The sequence below is a fragment of the bacterium genome, from assembly GCA_037131655.1.
Lineage (GTDB): Bacteria > Armatimonadota > Fimbriimonadia > Fimbriimonadales > JBAXQP01 > JBAXQP01.
Genome location: JBAXQP010000412.1, coordinates 1 through 1,978 on the forward strand (window position 1 = coordinate 1; position 1,978 = coordinate 1,978).

Annotated in this window: 2 protein-coding genes; one reads left to right on the forward strand and one right to left on the reverse strand. The window is 46.7% G+C overall.

Features of this window, described 5'->3' with window-relative positions:
- Positions 1-979, forward strand: a 979-nt coding sequence (locus tag WCO51_13085; GenBank protein MEI6514187.1) for a GAF domain-containing protein, incomplete at its 5' end; no start/stop codon positions are given.
- 48 nt (positions 980-1,027) lie between these two features.
- Here the strand turns inward: WCO51_13085 and WCO51_13090 are convergent.
- Positions 1,028-1,786 (reverse strand): sugar phosphate isomerase/epimerase, encoded by a 759-nt coding sequence (locus WCO51_13090; GenBank protein ID MEI6514188.1) that lies wholly within the window; start codon positions 1,784-1,786, stop codon positions 1,028-1,030.
- Between the last annotated feature and the right edge of the window lie 192 nt (positions 1,787-1,978).

Here is a 1,978-nt window from a genome sequence, read left to right on the forward strand (position 1 = left end):
GATATGCACCGTATTGCTTTTGGATGATAATAAACAGGAGCTTGTCATTAAAGCGACTCAGGCTAAAAGCAAAGCCTATCTCACCAAGCCTAACTTAAACATCGGGCAAAGTGTTGCGGGGCGAGCGGTGAAGGAAAACCAGGTTATCATCATATCCGATGTAAGGGAGTGTGAGGAGTATCGTTATGCCGATATTGCCGCTGAAGAAGGCTTGGCCTCCTTGGCTTGCGTGCCGCTTAAAGTTAAAAACAAAGTCTTAGGTGTTTTGAACTGTTATACTGAAAAACCACGGATGTTCCCACCCGAAGAGATTGCAACCCTTGAAGCCTTAGCTAATCAAGCGGCAATTGCAATTGAACATGCAAAGCTAATGGTACGTTCGGCTATACTTCAGGAGATGCATCACCGCCTCAAGAATAATCTCCAACAGATAGCCAGCCTCCTTCGCCTCCAATTGCACTATTCGAAATATAATTCAGTCGAAGAAGCGGTCAACGATAGCCTTGGAAGAATTTCTGCAATGGCGGCTGTTCACGAGCTACTTTCACGTGACGATCTCGATTTAGTAAGCGTCAAAAAAGTTGCCGCAAGCATCCTCCATCATACTCAACAAGGCTTTATTCCTCCAGGCAAGACTATCCGAACTTCCGTGAGTGGGGAAGATGTGATGCTGCCGTTAAAAGAAGCCACATCAGTAGCACTCGTATTAAATGAGCTCATCCAAAATGCCGTCAAACACGGCTTTGCTTCAATCGATAATGGGGAAGTAAGTGTCACTGTAGAGACTACAGATGGGCTACTCGAAATTACCGTCCAAAATGATGGCGCCCCGCTTCCGGATGATTTCAGCCCGGTTACAAGTCAGAACATGGGTTTAAGAATTGTGGATACCCTCGTTAGAGACAGTCTAAACGGCCGATTTACGTTAGAAAATAAAGACCGAATCACCGCAACAGTCGCCTTCCCAAGACCGATGTAGAAAAGGGAGGCCAGCTTATTGCCAGGCCCCCCCCCTTATATTCTGGAATTACTTATTTCCCTTAGCAAAGCCGTTTGAGGTTAGGTAGATGTAACTGTCACGGACGGCTTCCAGCATGTCTGTAGCGCAATCGTCTAGCTCGACGACCAGCCACTCAAGAACATTCGGATCGGTAGCGTTGATACAGGCTGGGATATTCATTTTGCCTTTACCGACAGCCGTTTGAGGAGCCTCGTCTGACGTCAAAGGACCATCCTTGACATGTAGTACTCGAACCCGATGCTTGTATTTGGAAATCACAGCAGGCACATCAGTCTTGCCGAAGTTACTGGCCCAATACATGTCTACTTCACAATAGATATCGGGGGTTTGATCCATCAAGAAGTCGTAAGGGTATCGGCCATCGATGGGGTCAAACTCGTTATAGTAGTTATGAACCCCAAGAATGATATCATGCGGTTTGAGCATGCAGGCGATTTCTTGGATACGTTCCGCCTCACCCTTTATTCCATCCAAAGTTTTGAAGGCGGTGGGAGTAGTGCCGACTTGGACTTTATTGAAGTCCATCGCTTTACACATCTCAATAGCATAAGGCACGGTCTCAGGGCGCAGGTTGGGGATATGGGCTGATGACATCACCAGTCCTACATCATCCAGCATCTTCTTGACCTCAGCAGGCTGTTTGCCATGAAGTCCAGCCGTCTCGATTGCCATATATCCAATATCGGCAATCTTCTTGAGCGTCCCCGGCAGATCGACTTCAGCGCTCTCTCTAAGCGCATACAATTGCAAGCTAATAGGGGTCATGTATAGTTCCTTTCTTAATTATTCTATTCGATTTTAGTAAAGAGCGCATTCGAGGGTATCAGTTTCATTTCGGAACCTGGGCCTTGGTAATAGAGCTTCAACATCTTACCGCCGCCTCTATCGAAATACTCTACACGAATTGGGTGGAACCCCATTTTCATGGAGATATATCCCTGCTGACTAACTTCACCA

Coding starts and splice junctions, on each gene's coding strand:
- WCO51_13090 (MEI6514188.1), bottom strand. CDS start 1,786: ATGACCCCTATTAGCTTGCAATTGTATGCGCTTAGAGAGAGCGCTGAA.